The sequence below is a fragment of the Mycoplana sp. ABR4_002 genome, assembly GCF_056159645.1.
The window spans coordinates 3,456,121-3,470,715 of the sequence record NZ_JBSWVO010000001.1 but is presented as its reverse complement, the minus strand read 5'-3'; the positions used below and the strand labels follow the sequence as shown (position 1 = coordinate 3,470,715).

The following is a 14,595-nucleotide window of genomic DNA, read 5'->3' as shown; positions in this document are numbered from 1 at the left end:
CCCCTTATTTCCCCTGGGACTTGCCGGCGTATTCGGGACGAACGAGCTTGAGGCCCCGGTCCCGCTCGTAACCATGGATTTCCTTGACATCGAGCTTGCGCATGAATTCGACGGTTTCCCGGGTAATCACCTGTCCGGGGACCATGATCGGAAAGCCCGGGGGGTAGGGGATGACGAAGTTTGCGGAGATCATCTCCGGTCCCTCCTTCAGCCTCCGGTCGCACTCGGGCCCGGTCAGGGCGACGTATTCGCATCCCTCGGGGTTGTAGGCACCGTAGAATGCGCTGCGCATGTCGCCTTCGGGCGTCTTCTTTCCGGCGTCCTTGCGATAGCCTTCATGGAAGTGGCTGAAGTTCGGCAGATCCGGCACGTCCTCCATCAGCGACCTGACGCGGGCCGCAAAGGCGGCCCGGCCCACCTCGCCGCCATGGGCAAGGCGGCTGTCGATCCGGTTGCAGATCTCGAGCAGAACATGGATGAGGTGGGCGATGTCGCTGCGGGTGTTGTTGATGTTGGATTGCAGCAGCACCGAGTTTCGCGATGTCTTGTTGAACTGAATGTCGTACTCGTCGGCCATCAGTTTCTTGAACTCGGTTCCATCATACCCGGCCGTTCCGCACACGAGCGTCATGCGGGTCGGATCCAGGCAGAACTCGTCCTCGTGCATGCTCGCGACCTGATCCTTCCAGGACATGCCCGGCACGAGGAAGTCGGCGAAGCCGCTTTGCCGGAACTCCTTCGGGATCATCTGATCTGCCCCGAGCACCTTGAAGTATTTCGATATGATCGGATGCGTGTTGACGCTGCTGCGGATGCTGAGCGCGATCTCGATCGCATTGGCGACCAGCCCGTAGCCCTCGAGCTCCATCTGCCGGCGGGCAATGTCCAGGCTGGCGATCAACTGCTGGTTCGGACTGGTCGAGGCATGGGTGAACACCGCCTCGCGGAACTGCGCCGCGACGGTCGGATAGTCGATGTCCTTGACGAGCAGCATCGAGCCCTGGCGCAGCGAGGACATCGACTTGTGCGTCGAGTTGGTCTGGTAGACCCTGATGCGCACCTTGCGGGGGTCCGGAACGAGACGGGTCTCGAGCAGCTTGTCGGCGGACGGGTTCTTGCCGAGACCCTTCTGCTGCTGTTCGAACTGCTCGATCGCAGCCGGGTCCTCCATCCAACTCTCGATGGCCGCGGCGGCGCCCATGGCGGTCCGGGGCCGCAGGAAGGGGGAGAAGCGGGCAAAGCCGAACCATGCCTCGTCCCAGAGGAAGATCAGGTCCGGCTTGATCGCGAGGCACTCCTCCATGACCCGGCGGGTGTTGTAGATGTGGCCGTCGAACGTGCAGTTGGTCAGGTCCACCATCTTGACCCGGTCGAGACGCCCTTCGACCTTCAGGTCGAGGAGAGCCTTCTTGATGCTCCTGAGCGGCACGGCGCCGTACATCGAATATTCCGTCATCGGGAACGCTTCGACATAGAGGGGCTGTCCGCCGGCCAGCACCAGCCCGTAGTGGTGCGACTTGTGGCAGTTGCGGTCCAGGATGACGATGTCGCCGGGCGCCACGAGCGCCTGGTGGACCATCTTGTTGGACGTGCTGGTGCCATTGGTGACGAAAAACACATGGTCGGCACCGAAGGCGCGCGCTGCCTTTGCCTGCGCATCCTTGATGTTGCCGGTCGGCTCCAGCAGGCTGTCGAGACCGCCGGTGGTGGCGCTGCTCTCGGCCAGGAAAATGTTGAGCCCGTAGAATTCGCCCATGTCCCGGATCCAGTCGGACTTGAACACCGACTTGCCGCGCGCGATCGGCAGGGCGTGGAACGTGCTGATCGGCCGCATCGCGTAGGCCTTGAGGTTGTCGAAGAACGGCGTGTGGAAGCGGTCGCTGATGCCTTCCATCACCGACAGATGCAATTCGAGCAGTTCCTCGACCGCATAGAGGATGCGCCTGATCGAGCGGGTCCGCCGCTCGCCGGACAGCCGCTCGACGGCCCTGTCCGACAGCAGGTAGATGTCGAGTTCGGGACGGATACGCTTCAGCGCATCGGCAAGCGCGAGCGACAGGTCGTCATCTTCGATGCTGCCGGCATCGAAGCCGGTCGACGCCAGGAAGCCGCGCAGGACCGGCGCGGCGTGCTTGGAGGCGTAGGTGAAGCCATCGAAGATCGTCACGGCCGCGATGGTCGGGTTGATCAGGACGGCGCAGATCGCATCCTCGAAGCTGGCGACGGGGACGCCCTCGTAGACGAACTGGTCCTCGGGGCGCCGCAGCTTGCGGATTTCCCTGATCTGTTGCTCGCCGTGGGCGGGGCCGCCCGGCGTTACCAGCAGCATCTCGAAATAGGGCTTGTGGCTTTCGGACATGCCGAATCCGGCCGAGGCGATCTCCGATGGAGCCTCGGCCAGGAGTTCGGCGCTTTCCCAGTCCGATGCGCTGTGCTTGTAGGAGCGGGTCAGGATGGCGTCGGAAAGGCGCCGGGCCAGGTTTGCCGTTCCAACCGCGTCGCCTTCCTCGATCCTCTCTTCGAGGTTCGCCAGCAGGCTCTTGCCCGGGAATGCGAAGAACTCTTCGTAAGCACCGAGTTCCGAAAAGGCCGCCTTGACAGCTTGCTGGTTGCCCCGGCCGCCGGACCAGACCCGGGCGGCGGCATTCAAGTCGCGCCATCGGTCGGCACGGCCGCCGGACAGGGAAAAGAAATGGTCGATCTCTTGCTGATCTGCCGCTGAGCCTGCCTTCTTACTCATTCCGCCACTCCCCTGTCGAAATTTTCACGTGCGCTGCGGGCAAAATGCTTCGGGAATATTGCGGTGGATCGCCCGATCCACATAGCGCAGGGATGTTAGTTACGGTTACAAACACCTGCCGATCAGTATGTCGCGTCGCCACGTTCGCGGCTGCGGTGGTCACGGTTTCGCGCGATCCAGCGGCCGGCGCCGAACGGGCGCCGGCCGCCTCGGTTCAGGCTGTGATCTGCTCGCCCTTGGAGGCCTGGTAGGCCTGGACGTAGCCGCGTGCGATCGAACGGACGGCGCGGCCGATCTGGGAATAGGCCTCGTCGTTCAAATTGGCGAAGGACACGCGCGCCGACCAGTTCGGGGCCGCGAAGCCCGAGCCGTTGAGCAGCACGATGCCGTGGTCCTCGGCCAGCCGGAAGGGGATGTCGAGCGGGTGGATGTTGCTCTTGACCCACTGGACCGCGTCGTCGCCCACGTATTTCCGCAGCCAGAACTCGAAGTCGATGATCCCGTAGTAGTGGTCGAAATATTTTCCCGGATTCGACTCGACCCCCATGCCCTCGACGAGGTTGAGGAAGCGCCTGGTGCAGATCGCGATGCAGGCCTGCTGATAGGCCTTTTCGGTGTCCATCATCTCGACAAGGCCGAACATCGTCATCATGACCTGCTGTGGCAGCGACAGGCCGGCGGTGTGATTGAGGGCGACGTCGCGGCTGTCGGCGACGATGCGATCGATGAACTTCAGCTCGCGCGGCTTGGGCGTCATCGGCTTGTAGCGCTTGTCGAGGAGCTTCTGGACGCTTTCCGGATGTGCCCTGATCTTCTCGTCGAAGATGTTGTCCTGGGCAACCGCGATCACGCCGAGGCGCCAGCCGGTGCAGCCAAAGTACTTGGAGTAGGAATAGACGCCGATGGTGTTACGCGGAAGGTGCCCGAGCACGGACTCGAAACCGGGCACGAAGGTGCCATAGACGTCGTCCGTCAGGATGATCAGATCCTGGCGCTTGGTGTTGACGAAATTGACGAGGCGCTGGATCGAATCGGGATCCATGGCCGCGGCGGAGGGATTGCCCGGATTGACCAGGAACAGGGCCTTCACCTTGGGGTCCTCGAGCACGGTCAAGTCGTCCTCGGTGAACTGGAACTTGTCCTCCTGCTCCGCATTGACCCTGACGATGTGAAGCCCGAAGTCTTCGAGCTCGGGCATTTCCAGATAGGGCGTGAAGATCGGGGTGCCGAGCGCGATCGTGTCGCCGGCATTGAGGATGCGCTGGTTCTTCAGCGCCTTGAATATGTAGCACATGGCCGCCGTGCCGCCTTCGACGGGATAGAGGTCGAACTTCACATTCGGCCTGTGGCCGGCGCACATCGACCACATGAGATATTCATGGGTGATGATCTCGTTGTGATGCAACGCTCGATCGGGAACCGGATAATTGTCGCCGATGATCGAATCGGTCAGCTCATGCATGAACGCGTCCGGGGCGAAGCCGAACTTCTCGATCGCGAATTGGACCGCGTTCGCCAGCGTCCGGGCCGGCGGAACGCCGTCCTCTTCGTCCGCCCCTTCCGCCTCCGCCTTCAACTGCCGCTTGATCCATTTCTGGAACCGAAGATGGGATCCGTCCCGCGCCGGCATTCCAGCGACGCCAGCGACCGGGTCATGGTAAGTCCGCTTCGATTCGGCCAGCGCGAACTGACCAAGAAGAAAGAAGGCCTCGCGTGCCTTGGTGGCGATCCAGTTCGGATTGCCGCGGCCGGCGTTGAGGAATGCCCGCGAGGATTTTTCCGACCCCGCCCGTGCGAGCTTGATCAGTTCGTCCTTGATCTCGAACGGGCTGAGGTCCGACAAGCTGTCGAAATAGTCTCGGGTCAACATCGCTATCTCTCCCTTTGAAAACTGACGAATTGCGGTGCTACCGCACCGTCCTGCCTGGTGATTTCGCCGGCCCCTCCGCGCAACCGCGTTTCCCCCGCCGGCTTCCAGGCGCTTTCGTGCGCGGCGACGATGAGTGGGTCATCCGCCTGTCGTCACATTGGCCGCGTCTTGCCGAGGGTCTCCTCGATTTCGGCTGCAAGCCCTTCGGCCATCGCCTCGAACTCCGCGCGCCGATCTTCCCGGACGGCAGGAGGAAACCCCTCGACGCGGCTCAGCGCGTGCTCCACGGCGTCCAGATCCTCGCACAGGCCGCGAAAGCTCTCGTCACGCAGGCACAACTCTTTGATCTGCAAGGAAAACAATGGGAATCGGCGTAATGCCGCCGAAAGACCATGTCCCTCATGAGTCCCCCAACTGCCACCCATCTGCTTGTTCCCGGCGGCTCCGATGCGCCACGACAACCATTGGTATGCGAGCTGCATCTCGCTTAATCTTTAGTGATTATATTGTCGGCGGCTGCGATCGTGACGTAAGATACTGGATAATACTCCGTGACGGGGCAATCTGGATGACGGATACAGGACAAACCTGCCGCGCGGGCCCAGTGTCGGATGCGCCTTCACCGCAGGAGATTTTGGCGGAAGTCGAGCGGATCTGCGCGAGCCCCGCGTTCGACGCCCCGGAACGTTCGCGGAAGTTCCTTACCTATATTGTCCAGGAATCGCTGGCAGGCAGGGCCGACCGGATCAAGGCCTATTCTATCGCAACGGAAGTGTTCGGGCGAGACTCGTCGTTCGATGCGCAGTCTGATCCGGTGGTGAGGATCGAGGCCGGCCGCATCCGGCGCTCCCTGGAGCGTTACTACCTGCTGGACGGGCAGGATGACGCTCTCGTCATCACCATTCCAAAGGGCGGCTATGTTCCCGTCTTTGAGCGCAAAGCACCTGGCATGGCGCCGCATGAGGCGCGGCATCCGGACAGCGTGCCTGCGGCGGGGGCAGGGTGGCGGATGCGCTCACTGGCCAAGCCGTTCAACCTTGCCGTGGCCGCCTTGTGCTCCCTTGGCGCCATCGCCGCGGTGATCTGGATCGTCGCCGGTCCGCTTCAGCCCAGCGGATCGCCAACCCTGCCCAAGCTGGTCATCATGCCGTTCGAAGATGCCAGCGACACGCCGTTTTCGCGGATCATCGCGCAGGGGATCGCCGACGAAATCGTCACGGGGATCGCCCGCTTCAGGGACATCACCGTTGTCGTCGACAAGTCGGCGCCGGGCGGCAAGCCCCCGCAGCAGGCCCATACCGGTCCAAACGTGTTCGAACTCGAGGGGCGCGTCAGGCTCGATGGCCAGCAACTGCGGTTCGGCGTGCGCGTCGTACGGCAATCGGATCGCGCCGTCGTCTGGGCGGCGAGCTACGACGAGCAGTTGCAGCCCGACAAGATTATTGACCTGCAGGAAAGGGCAGCAACGGCGGTCGCGACCGCCATCGGACAGCCCTTCGGCGTCGTGTTCCGGGCAAACGCCCCCCAGGTCTCGGCTGCCGTCCCGGACGAATGGGGTGCCTATGCGTGCAAGCTTGCTTACCATGGCTACCGCAGCAACCCCAGTCCGGACACCAACGGGATGGTCAGAAGCTGCCTCAGAAAGGCAACGCTGCGCTACCCCGGTGACAGCCTTGGCTGGGCGTTGCTGGCGCTTACCTATGTCGACGAGTTTCGCTATCGATACCGGCCGGAGAACGCGTCCGAGGATCCGATTTCGGTTGCGGGTACCATGGCGTCGCGTGCGCTGCAGCTGGATCCGCGCAACGTGCGGGCCATGCAGGCCCAGATGCTGATCCTGTTCTTTACCGGCAACATCGACGCCGCACTGGCGGTTGGCGCGCGCGGCTACGACATCAACCCCAATGACACCGAGCTTGTCGGCGAGTATGGCTTCCGCCTCGCCCTTTCCGGACAGTGGGACGCGGGCTGCCGGATGGTCTCCGATACGATTTCACGAAATCTCGGCCCGCAGGGGTATTTCGAGGCGGCGATGGCGGTCTGCGCCTTCATCGCGCATGACTATGCCGCAGCGGAGCGCTGGGCAAGGGTGTCGGATCTCGAGGCGAATCCCATCTATCATGTGATCTTGCTCGCAATCCTTGGCGAGCTCGGGAAGACGGACGAGATCGCAAAGGAAAGGCAGTGGCTGGCGCGGCATGCCCCGGCGATGCTGGACAATATCCGCGAGGAAGTGGCGTTGCGTTTCGGCAGGCCGGAGGATCAGCAGTGCTTCCTCGCCAGCCTGCGCAAGGCCGGCCTGTCGATTCCGGCCGAAGCCGAGCCGGGAGCCGACCACTCGCCTGCCTATTGAACCGTGCCAGGCCACCCGTCCGTGGCGTGCTCATTGCGTCTCGTCGACCAGGAAGTCGACAAAGGCACGCACCTTGGGCAGAACGTACTGCCGGGACGGATAAACGACATAGACCGCAGAATCGATCGGCTCCCAGTCATCGAGCGCCGTCACCAACCGGCCGTCGGCGATCTCCTTCTCCACATAGATGCGCGGAATGAGGCTCAGCCCGAAGCCGGCCAGCAAGGCGTCGCGCACCGCAAGGCTGGTGGTGACCTTGAAGCGGCCGCCGATCGCTACACGCCTGGTGTGGCCCGCGCGCGTGAACGTCCATTCCTGCGCATGGCCGGACAGCGTGAACTGGATGCAGTTGTGCGCGCGCAGCTCGTCCGGCGCGCCCGGCCGGCCGGCCCGGGCGAAGTAGCCGGGCGAAGCGCAGACCACGTGCGGCAGCGCCATCAGCTTGCGGGCGATCAGGCTGGTATCTTCCAGCCGGCCGCTACCGCGGATCGCCACGTCCACGCCTTCCTTGACGAGGTCGACGAGGCGGTCCTCAAGTCTCAGGTCCAGCGACAGGCCGGGATGGCGATCCAGGAAGCCGACAATCGCGTCGGACAGGCGCGTCAGCGTGAAGGCGAGCGGCGCGCTGACGCGCAGCAGGCCGCTCGGCATGCGTTGCATCGGGCCGAGCGAGGCGTCGGCCTCGGAAAGGTCGTCAAGAATGTGCGCGATCTGCTCAAAGTAGCGCTCTCCGGCCTCGGTCAGGCTCAGACGCCGCGTCGTGCGGTTGAGCAGCCGAACCCGCAGGTGCGCCTCCAGTTCCCGGATGTTCTTGCTGACGGCCGCAGGCGAGAGATCCAGCCGGCGGGCGGCCTCGGCGAAAGATCCTCCCTCCACGATCTGACGAAAGACCCGGATGGCCTGCAACTGGTCCATGATTGTTCACCAGCAGTTACGAGTGTTGTCACCAGATAGGCGATTATCGCATCGCATGGAAGGAATAATCTCTGCCTCATCAGCGGCACGCCCGCTGAGCGTCGTTTTACACGAACCGTCAGAGGTCGAGGCAAATGCACAACTCCATCATCACCGCCATCGAAGGTCGAGTCTCCGTGAGCCGGTTCGACGCCGGAAAGACGCTCGGCGATGAACAGATCGCCGAGCTTGCGCGGCTCGCAACGCGCGCACCCACGGCTTACAATCTGCAGAACTGGCGGTTCATCGCCGTCAGGACGCCGGAGGCGAAGGCGCGGCTCCAGGCCGCAGCCTACGGGCAGGCCAAGGTCGCCGAGGCCGCGGTCACCTATATCGTCTGCGGGCAACTGCCCTCGCACACGGTTGTCGAAGAGAGGCTTCAGCCGTCGGTCGAGGCAGGCTTCATGCCGAGCGCGACGGTAGGCGATTGGGCGCGGGCGGTGCTGGCCACCTATGGCGACAACCCGCAGATGCAGCGCGACGAGGCGGTCCGGACGGCAACCCTCGGCGCGGCCTTTCTGATGTTCGCGGCGGAGGCCTACGGCCTTTCCACCGGCGCCATGGTCGGCTTCGATCCGGCGGTGGTCGCGGCGGAGTTCGGCCTTGCCGCCAACGAGATTCCGGTGGTGCTGGTTGCCGTCGGCTACGCGCGCACCGGCAACTGGCCGCAGAAGCCGAGGCTGCCGCTGTCCCGCGTGCTGGAAACCGTCTGAGCGAACCGAAGCCCTTGCGTGCGTGGCGCGACCGGCCGGCCAAGGAGCCGCGGCGATGCCAAAGGCGCGCCCGCGCAACGCCCCTGAAAGGATCACAAGTGAACAGTTCGGTGAGAAATGCCCACATGGGAATGGTGCTCTGGGCCGTGATCGTCGGCACCTCGTTTCCGGCGGTCGGCCTCCTGGGCGAGGGGATGCCGCCGCTGCTGCTGACGGCCGTCCGCTTCGCGATCGCGGCCGCAGCGATGGCGCCGCTGGCATGGCGGGCGGGCGTGACGCTGCCCGGCGCGCGCGCAGCGGCGCTCTACGCGGTCCTTGGGATCTGCCTCGCCGCGTTCTTCGCCACCATGTTCTGGGCGGCGCATCGCGTGACGGCCCTTACCATGTCGGCGCTTTCGGTCTGCGTTCCACTGCTCGCCTACGGGCTTGGCAGGGCTCTGGGCGTGGAAACGCGAAGCCGGCGCCTGCCGGTCATACTCGCGACCGGAACCGCCGGGGCGCTCGCCCTGACCTTGGCGGAGGGCGGGGGCGCCGCCGGACGGTTGCGGTTCGGCTGGAGCGAGAGCATGTTTTTCTCCGGCTGCGTTGCCCTGTCATTGTATCCGGTCCTTTCCAAATGGGGCCTGGTTCGCGGCATCCTCGCGGCCGATGCGGCGGTGCGCACGTTCTGGAGCCTGGCCATGGGCGCGGTGGTGATCGCGATTGCCGGGGGTGTTACCGAGCCGATGGCGGCAATGTCCCGATTGGGGGTCGGCGACGTGCTACTGGTCGCCTATCTCGGTGTGTTCTCGAGCGGTGTCACGTTCTGGCTGATGCAGCGCGGCACGGGGGCGCTGACGCCGGGTGCGGTCACCGCGTACAACTATCTGGTCCCGTTCGTTTCGATGCTGGTGCTGTTCGGCTTGCGGCCGGAGGTGATCGGCTGGCACTGGCTGCCGGGCAGCCTGCTCGTTCTCTTGGCGGTCACGCTGCTGACGCGCAGCACGGCGCGCCAGGCTTCCTCGCCAACCGGCCCGGTCGGGTTATTTCGATGATAATCGAATTATCTGCTTGACGCCCCGACGCTGTTCCGCCATCGTATTTCCATGAAACTCGAAACAGCGGCCGCCCAGTTGGAATCCCTCGGCAACTCGACGCGCCTGCGCCTCTACCGGGCGCTGGTGCGCGCCGGAATCGACGGCCTTGCGGTCGGTGCCCTGCAGCAGAGGCTCGACATTCCGGCGTCGACCCTGTCGCACCACTGCCGTAAGCTGGTGGAGGCCGGACTGGTGACGCAGGAACGGCAGGGTACGACGCTGATCTGCCGCGCAAACTACAAGGGCATGAATGCGCTGATCGGCTATCTGGCGGATGAATGCTGCGCCGACGGGCGCTGCGAGGACACCCCGGTCCGGTCCGAAGCCGGGGTCTAGATTTTTTTTGCCCTATTAATTCGAAAAAACTAGAAATATAGAAGGAGTGATCAATGCCCGCACAGCAGAAGCACCCGGTCCTTGTCATCGGCGGCGGCCCGGTCGGCCTTGCCGCCGCCGCAAACTGCGTCGCGCTCGGACTGCCGACGATCGTCCTCGAGCGGGGGCCGTCCGTGGGCACGTCGCTGCGCGGATGGGGCCATGTCCGCGTGTTCTCGCCCTGGCGGTACACGATCGATGCCGCGTCACGGCGGCTGCTGCTGGACGCCGGCTGGGAAGAACCCGATCCCGATGTGCTTCCGACCGGCGGCGAGATCGTCGCGCGCTATCTCGAGCCTCTGGCCCGCGTTGCCGGGCTCGCCGGACAGATCCGCTTCAAGGCGACCGTCACCGGCATCAGCCGGCTCGGGCTCGACAAGCTTTCCAACGCCGATCGCGCCGGCACACCGTTCGTCGTGCGCTACCGCGACGGGGACGGTGCGGACCGCGAGGTTGTCGCCGGCGCCGTGCTCGACGCCTCCGGCACCTGGGGCAGCCCCAATCCGATCGGCATCGACGGCCTGCCGGTGCCGGGCGAACGGGCGCTGTCGGACCGGATCGCCTACGGCATTCCCGATGTGACGGGCCGGGATCTGGCGCACTATCGCGGTCGCCATGTTCTGGTCATCGGCAGCGGACACTCGGCGATCAACACCGTTCTGGCCCTGCTCGAGCTGCAGAAGATCGCCCCGGATACGACGGTGTCCTGGGGGCTGCGGCGCAACCGGATCGAAAAGCTCCTCGGCGGCGGCCTGAACGACCAGCTTCCGGCCCGCGGCGCGCTCGGGCTGGCGGCAAGGGCGGCGATCAACGAGCGCCGCCTGCGGCTGCTGGCGCCGTTCTCGGTGCTGTCGATTGCGGGCTTGGACGGGACGCTGGAGCTGAAGGTCCGTCACGACGGGCGGGAGGAGGCGATGCAGGCGGACCGGATCGTCGTTGCGACCGGATTCCGTCCCTCGCTCGGCATGTTGGGCGAGCTGAGGCTCGATCTCGATCCGGCGGTGGACGCCCCGCGGCAGCTTGCACCGATGATCGACCCGAATTTTCACTCCTGCGGCACCGTACCGCCGCACGGCGTGGAGGAATTGAGCCAGCCGGAGCCGGGCTTCTACATCATCGGCTCCAAGTCCTATGGCCGGGCCCCCACCTTCCTGATGGCGACGGGCTATGAACAGGCCCGTTCGGTCGTGGCCGAGATCGCCGGCGACCCAGTGGCCGCGCGCGAGGTCCATCTGGTCCTGCCCGAGACGGGCGTATGCAGTTCCGACCACATCGATGGCGGCTGCTGCGGCGGTCCGGCGCCGGCCGCGGCCGATGCCTGCTGCGTCGCCGACGCGGCGGCCAAGGCCGAGGGCCAGCCGGGCTGCGGCTGTGCAGCGCCGCAACATGTGCCGGTCCCCGCGCAGTGACCGGGCGGCAAGCATCGGCCGGCCTTGTCTGGGCTCTCGGGGCCACGCAGATCATCGGCTACGGCACCCTCTACTATTCCTTTGCCATTCTCGCGCCGGACATGGCGCGGGACTTGTCGCTGCCACTCGATTGGCTGTTCGGCCTTCTGTCGGTCGCGCTAGTCTGCGGCGGGCTGATCGCGCCCACGGCCGGGCGTTGGGCGGACCGGTTTGGCGCTGGACGGCTGATGGCGGCGGGTTCGGGCGCCGCCGGGCTTGCGCTGCTTGCCGCCGCCTTCGCGCCCACTGCGCCCGCGCTTGCGGCGGCCCTGGTGGCGATGGAGGTCGCGTCCGCCTTCGTGCTCTACGGCACGGCGTTTGCCGCAATCGTACAGGCCGGCAGCGGGGATGCGCAGCGGCGCATCACGCATCTCACCCTCGTCGGCGGATTTGCCTCGACCTTGTTCTGGCCGCTGGCCGCGACCTTGCTCGAGCACATGTCGTGGCGCCTGGTGTATGCCATTTTTGCGCTGCTCCACATCGCCGTCTGCCTGCCGATCCACGCCTGGATCGCGCGTCTTGGCAGAGAGCCGGAGGCGAATGGCGCGAGCGACCTGGCGATGTCGCCGCCGGCGCCGGCGGCCGCCCCCGCCGCGCGCCGGACCAGTGGGCTCTTCCTGCTGATGCTGGCCGCCTTTGCGGCGGAAGGACTCGTGCTTGCCGCCATCCTCGTGCACATGGTGCCGATGATGAACGCGATGGGGCTGGCGGCGGCGGGGCTGGCGGTGTCGATGCTGTTCGGACCGTCGCAGGTCGCCAGCCGCTTGGTCAACATGGTGGCCGGCGGCAGGCTCGCGCAGACGACCCTCGCCGTCATTGCCGCCGTCCTGCTTCCGATCGCGTTGCTGGTGCTCTTCGGGACCAGTCCCTGGCTCCCGGGTGTGGTCGTCTTTGCCGTGCTGTTCGGCTTCGGCTCCGGCCTTGCCAGCATCGTCGGCGGTACCCTGCCGCTCGAGCTCTTCGGCCGCGCCGGCTATGGCGCGCGGCTCGGCTGGGTGACCGCGGCGCGCCAGTTCTCCTCCGCCTTCGCTCCCTTCGCCTTCGCCTTCGCGCTGGAGCGCTGGGGCGTGCAGGCGGCGCTTTCGACCGGCATCGCGCTCGGTGCGATCGGCGCGGGGCTGTTCATCGTGATCGCGGTGCTTCGCTCCGGGCGGCTCGCACGCCAGACGGGTCATGCGATCGGCGCGTAGACGGTAACCGGCTGCGCATGTCAGTCGCGCGAATAACGCCGGACGAAGCGGCTGTCGGTCCAGTGCTTCCACGAGGCGACCCACCGGCCCCCGACCGCAAGCCCCCACTTGTCGGCAACCGCCCGGCCGTCGGCGAGCGCGATCAGCGCCAACCATTCGCGCTGCGGGCGGAACGGTTGCAGCGCCTCGCCGGCAAGGCTGCGGCGCAGGTTTTCGGCCAGAACCGGACCCGCCCGCACGGCGAACACGCCGGCCTTGGGGCGGGGGCAGGCGAGGGCGGCGACGTCGCCGGCGGCAAAGACATCCGGGTGGGAGAGCGAGCGCAAGCCGGCATCGACCCTGACGAAACCGGCGGGATCCAGCGCCAGCCCGGTCTGCCGCAGCCAGGAGGGCGCGCCGCTCGACGTCGTCCAGACGACCTCGTCCGTTGCCAGTCTTCTGCCGTCGCGGGCGACCAGCGCCCCTGATTCCACCGCGCAGACGTCGAACTGCGCAAGATATTCGATTCCCTTTTGCGTCAGCGTCTTCGCCACCAGGGTGCGGGCGAGCCCGCCACGCTCCGGGAGCAACACGTCGCCACGTCCGACGAGCGTTATCTGGACGCCGCGGACGGCTCCCGCCGTCCGTGACTGGATGTCATCCAGCCGCCGCTGCAATGCAAGGGCGACTTCGACGCCGGCAACTCCCTCGCCGACGACGGCAAGGCGCAGTTGCCCGCGACTGTTGCGGGCTGCCTGGTCGAGATGGTGGAGGCGCTCAGTAAAGCTGGCGATCGGTTTCACCGAGACGCCGCCCGATACGCCGGGCGGAAGGCTTGGTGTCGAGCCGATGTCCAGCGACAGCAGGTCGTAGTCGAGCAAGGACCCGTCCGCGAGCCGCACCCGCCGCGCTTGCGGGTCGATGCCGACGGCCATGCCCGCATGAAAATTGACGCCGAAGCGCCCGCACAGAGCCGAGAGATCGATGTGAAAGTCTTCAAAGGCATAGTGGCCGGCGATATGGCCGGGCAGCATGCCGGAATAGGGCGTATGGCGCGACGGCGAGACGAGGGTGATCCGCGCCGGCAGCGCGAGGCTTCCCAGCCGCCGGACGACCTCGACATGGGCGTGGCCGCCGCCAAGAAGGACGACGCGCGGGCATGCATCGGTCGCGTCACCTGGTGATCCGTCCCGGGCTCCGAGGCGAGAGACGCCATGCCCGGCCGTCATGGGGCTGGTCCCCCAGTCGCACCGATCCGATGGATCTCGCCGCCGGCCGCCTCGGCATCGGCCTCGTCATGGGTCACCAGGATGACCGGCAGCCCGGCGCTGCAGGCCCTTGCGAAAACGAGCTGGCGCATCTGCTGGCGCAGCGCCATGTCGAGCTTGGAGAAGGGTTCGTCCAACAGGAGAAGCCGCGGCCGCGAGACGAGCACCCGGGCCAGCGCCACGCGGGCCTTCTGACCGCCCGACAGCGTCGCCGGATCGCGCTCGGCAAATCCGCCCAGTTCGACTTCGGCGAGCGCGGCGGCCGCAATGCGCCGCCGCTCGCTCTGGCCGGTGATCGAGGCCGGAACGCCGAAGGCGACATTGGCACCGACCGACATGTGGGGAAACAGCAGCGGGTCCTGGAAAAGGATGCCGGCATGCCGCGTTTCCGGTGGCAGCGCGATCAGGCTCTCGCTTCCCACAACAACCTGTCCGCTTGCCGTGAACGCCGGATCGAGGAAGCCGCCGACATAGGCGAGCAGGCTCGATTTTCCCGACCCTGACGGGCCCATGACCGTCAGCACATGGCCGGCCGGCACGTGCGCGGAGAGGTCGATCAACCGATGGCCGTCGAGTCGGATGTCGATGCCGGCAAGGGTCAACCCGGGCAGGGTGTCGGTGTTCATCAT

12 protein-coding genes are annotated in these 14,595 nt (G+C 65.9%); 6 read left to right on the top strand and 6 right to left on the bottom strand.

Annotated features, from left to right (window positions below):
* Positions 1-4 precede the first annotated feature (4 nt).
* The 3 genes from ACXAGF_RS16480 to ACXAGF_RS16470 all read right to left on the bottom strand — a co-directional run bounded on the left by ACXAGF_RS16480 (position 5) and on the right by ACXAGF_RS16470 (position 5,092).
* A complete protein-coding gene (locus ACXAGF_RS16480) occupies positions 5-2,740 on the bottom strand; it encodes a decarboxylase (RefSeq protein ID WP_475018458.1) in 2,736 nt (911 codons plus the stop codon).
* A 214-nt stretch (positions 2,741-2,954) separates the two neighbouring features.
* Complete coding sequence (locus tag ACXAGF_RS16475; protein WP_475018457.1) at positions 2,955-4,610, bottom strand: bifunctional aspartate transaminase/aspartate 4-decarboxylase; 1,656 nt, start codon at positions 4,608-4,610, stop codon at positions 2,955-2,957.
* A gap of 152 nt (positions 4,611-4,762) precedes the next feature.
* Positions 4,763-5,092: a hypothetical protein gene (locus ACXAGF_RS16470; protein WP_475018456.1), complete on the bottom strand. Its 330-nt coding sequence runs from the start codon at positions 5,090-5,092 to the stop codon at positions 4,763-4,765.
* An 86-nt stretch (positions 5,093-5,178) separates the two neighbouring features.
* Here ACXAGF_RS16470 and ACXAGF_RS16465 point away from each other — a divergent pair, with 86 nt between their 5' ends.
* Complete coding sequence (locus ACXAGF_RS16465; protein ID WP_475019328.1) at positions 5,179-6,963, top strand: hypothetical protein; 1,785 nt, start codon at positions 5,179-5,181, stop codon at positions 6,961-6,963.
* 30 nt (positions 6,964-6,993) lie between these two features.
* On the opposite strand, the gene ACXAGF_RS16460 is transcribed toward ACXAGF_RS16465, so the two are convergent.
* Positions 6,994-7,878, bottom strand: coding sequence for a LysR family transcriptional regulator (locus ACXAGF_RS16460; RefSeq protein ID WP_475018455.1), 885 nt, complete (start codon positions 7,876-7,878; stop codon positions 6,994-6,996).
* A 134-nt stretch (positions 7,879-8,012) separates the two neighbouring features.
* On the opposite strand from ACXAGF_RS16460, the gene ACXAGF_RS16455 reads away from it, so the two are divergent.
* From ACXAGF_RS16455 to arsK, 5 genes are all read left to right on the top strand, one after another.
* The gene (locus ACXAGF_RS16455) at positions 8,013-8,630 is read left to right on the top strand and encodes a nitroreductase family protein (RefSeq protein WP_475018454.1); all 618 of its coding nucleotides are present in this window, start codon (positions 8,013-8,015) and stop codon (positions 8,628-8,630) included.
* Between the two features lie 125 nt (positions 8,631-8,755).
* Positions 8,756-9,664, top strand: a complete 909-nt coding sequence (locus tag ACXAGF_RS16450) for a DMT family transporter (RefSeq protein ID WP_475018453.1) — start codon at positions 8,756-8,758, stop codon at positions 9,662-9,664.
* A gap of 51 nt (positions 9,665-9,715) precedes the next feature.
* The gene (locus tag ACXAGF_RS16445) at positions 9,716-10,042 is read left to right on the top strand and encodes an ArsR/SmtB family transcription factor (RefSeq protein WP_475018452.1); all 327 of its coding nucleotides are present in this window, start codon (positions 9,716-9,718) and stop codon (positions 10,040-10,042) included.
* A gap of 53 nt (positions 10,043-10,095) precedes the next feature.
* On the top strand, positions 10,096-11,490 hold the full coding sequence (locus tag ACXAGF_RS16440) for an NAD(P)-binding domain-containing protein (protein ID WP_475018451.1): 1,395 nt from the start codon (positions 10,096-10,098) through the stop codon (positions 11,488-11,490).
* On the top strand, positions 11,487-12,719 hold the full coding sequence (gene arsK, locus ACXAGF_RS16435) for an arsenite efflux MFS transporter ArsK (protein ID WP_475018450.1): 1,233 nt from the start codon (positions 11,487-11,489) through the stop codon (positions 12,717-12,719). The genes ACXAGF_RS16440 and arsK overlap by 4 nt, the downstream gene beginning before the upstream one ends.
* A gap of 20 nt (positions 12,720-12,739) precedes the next feature.
* Here arsK and ACXAGF_RS16430 read toward each other — a convergent pair whose 3' ends face one another.
* Positions 12,740-13,927 carry an FAD-dependent oxidoreductase gene (locus ACXAGF_RS16430; protein WP_475018449.1) on the bottom strand — a complete coding sequence of 396 codons (1,188 nt, stop codon included), beginning with the start codon at positions 13,925-13,927 and terminating at the stop codon, positions 12,740-12,742.
* Complete coding sequence (locus ACXAGF_RS16425) at positions 13,924-14,595, bottom strand: ATP-binding cassette domain-containing protein (RefSeq protein ID WP_475018448.1); 672 nt, start codon at positions 14,593-14,595, stop codon at positions 13,924-13,926. The genes ACXAGF_RS16430 and ACXAGF_RS16425 overlap by 4 nt, the downstream gene beginning before the upstream one ends.